Genomic DNA, 2,019 nt, shown 5'->3' on the forward strand with positions numbered 1-2,019 from the left:
GTCTCCTAATGCGTTGAGTTTGCTGTCGCGGGATCCTGCTGGATAGCGGGTCCGGGTAAAGGTCACGCCCCCCATAACCGGTTACCTCGCTTGACGACCGAACACGGCCGCAGCGCGCGACGTAGATGGCGTGCCCTGAACCCGTCTTTTCGTTGTGTCGTCGGGGGCCATCCCGCGCCTGGCACTTAACAAGGCGTTAAGTGGCCTGGAAGCGGATAGGAGAGACAGTCCATCGCCGCCCGCACGATTTTCCGGAAAGCTGCGTCAGATAGGGCATTCGAACCGGTCAGGCCATACCTGAACATCTCCGGAAAGATGATCTTGGCAAATTTTGCCAAAGTCTGATAGACTGGTTCGCATGAGCACGATGAACATTTCCCTTCCCGATTCGCTGAAGGAATACGTCGACGAGCAGGTCGGCGAGTGCGGCTACGGCACGAGCAGCGAATACGTCCGAGAACTTATCCGTAAGGATCAGAATCGCAAGCGCCTGCGCGCAATGATCCTGCAGGGAGCGACTTCGGGCCTCGCGGATCCGGCCGATCCCGACTACTTCGAATCGCTGCGCGCCCGCGTGCGTACTTCGCGCAAATGACGGCCAAGCCCGTCATCCCGACCCGGCTGGCCAGGCAGGACGTAGAAGACGAGCTGACCCACTACCTCGTGGACGAGGGCTCGGAACAGGCAGCGCTCGGGTTCATTGCGGAGCTCGAACAGGCATACGCGCATCTCGCCAAACACCCCAACATTGGCTCTCCCCGTTATGCGTATGAGCTGGACATACCGGGCCTGCGCTCATGGTCCCTCGATCGCTACCCGCATCTGATCTTCTACATTGAGCGCAAGGATCACGTCGAGGTCTGGCGCGTGCTCAACGGCAGGCGTGATATTCCGGCGTGGCTGTTGAGCGATGACGGCGAGTTCCATTGACACCATCTGCACGGCACAAAGCCCGCGAGCCATCCGGCATCGCGGGCTTCATCATTTTCAGACCATGACGAAAGCAAAAGCGTTTGACGCAGCACGCTCCCTGACCGACGAAGGGGCCATCCAGCGCTACCTCGCACAGTCGTTCGAAGCAGGCGACCCAGCGTCGTGCCAGCAAGCGCTCGGCAATGTTGCGCGGGCATTGGGCGTGAAGGACATCGCGCGTAGCGCAGGGATGACGCGCAAGGCCTTCGAGCGGACATTAACTGACAAGCATGTCAGCTTCGATACCATCGCGCGTATCGTCGGCGCGATGGGCTACAAGTTGACCGTCCAGCGAACCACGCAGCCGAAAGCATCGGACATCTGGCAGATTGCAGGCGCACGCTACACCAGGAAAGCGGGTAAGCTGCGCGTCGAATTCACGCTCGGGGTGCGGTATCACATCCCGATCACCCGGTTTCCACAATTCGCCGCGCTTGATCGCCAGCCGACCGCGCGTGACCTGAAAGCGGTCAAAGTATCGCCCAAGGGGCGCAGCGTGCGATTCCCACGGCTCGGTGTAAAGGTCCGCACTGCAGACGTCCGGCAAGCAATCAGCGGCGGGAGCATTTGATGGACCGCGAATATCGTTCGCGGAAACTGGAGCCCCCGACCATTGTCAGCTCGCGAACTCGCCTAAATTGATTAGTTATACGAATTTTCTGCAAGACCGGACTGCCATGGAAGAACCGGCGTAACGATGGCATTTTCATGTGCTACCGAAGAAGCCCATAGTAATTGCAGACTTGTCCGCTCCCCTGCTGTTGCAGGCGCGTGGAAAAATGTTGCTTGGTGGCCTAGAACAGACCGTTAGTCGCAAATATGACCCAGACTGTCTTACGACCGGAATTTGACATAGTCCCGCATTAACGAATTTTCACATCATCATACGCAGTCCTTTCTATCGTCAATGCAAAGTACGATGCACAGGTTTTCGAACGCGTGGGTCTATCTCCTGCCGGCGTGGGTCAGCAACCCACGCCGTTAGTCGTCTTCGTGGACGTTGCCATCAGGATGGCGCCGTCCGGCGCCACGGTGGTGAGCACCCGG

At 58.7% G+C, this 2,019-nt stretch carries 3 protein-coding genes; all 3 read left to right on the forward strand.

Features of this window, described 5'->3' with window-relative positions; all coding sequences use genetic code 11:
* Nucleotides 1-358: 358 nt before the first annotated feature.
* The 3 genes from BO1_RS48700 to BO1_RS56805 are packed head-to-tail and all read left to right on the forward strand — an operon-like array spanning nt 359 to nt 1,543.
* The gene (locus tag BO1_RS48700) at nt 359-595 is read left to right on the forward strand and encodes a type II toxin-antitoxin system ParD family antitoxin (RefSeq protein ID WP_028223761.1); all 237 of its coding nucleotides are present in this window, start codon (nt 359-361) and stop codon (nt 593-595) included.
* Nucleotides 592-930 carry a type II toxin-antitoxin system RelE/ParE family toxin gene (locus tag BO1_RS48705; protein WP_028223762.1) on the forward strand — a complete coding sequence of 113 codons (339 nt, stop codon included), beginning with the start codon at nt 592-594 and terminating at the stop codon, nt 928-930. The genes BO1_RS48700 and BO1_RS48705 overlap by 4 nt, the downstream gene beginning before the upstream one ends.
* Nucleotides 911-1,543, forward strand: coding sequence for an addiction module antidote protein (locus BO1_RS56805; RefSeq protein WP_084688859.1), 633 nt, complete (start codon nt 911-913; stop codon nt 1,541-1,543). Before BO1_RS48705 ends, BO1_RS56805 begins: the two co-directional genes overlap by 20 nt.
* Nucleotides 1,544-2,019 lie beyond the last annotated feature (476 nt).

The sequence above is a fragment of the Paraburkholderia oxyphila NBRC 105797 genome, from assembly GCF_000685075.1.
In the GTDB taxonomy this organism is placed as follows: domain Bacteria; phylum Pseudomonadota; class Gammaproteobacteria; order Burkholderiales; family Burkholderiaceae; genus Paraburkholderia; species Paraburkholderia oxyphila.

Coding starts and splice junctions, on each gene's coding strand:
- BO1_RS48705 (WP_028223762.1), top strand. CDS start 592: ATGACGGCCAAGCCCGTCATCCCGACCCGGCTGGCCAGGCAGGACGTA.
- BO1_RS56805 (WP_084688859.1), top strand. CDS start 911: ATGACGGCGAGTTCCATTGACACCATCTGCACGGCACAAAGCCCGCGA.
- BO1_RS48700 (WP_028223761.1), top strand. CDS start 359: ATGAGCACGATGAACATTTCCCTTCCCGATTCGCTGAAGGAATACGTC.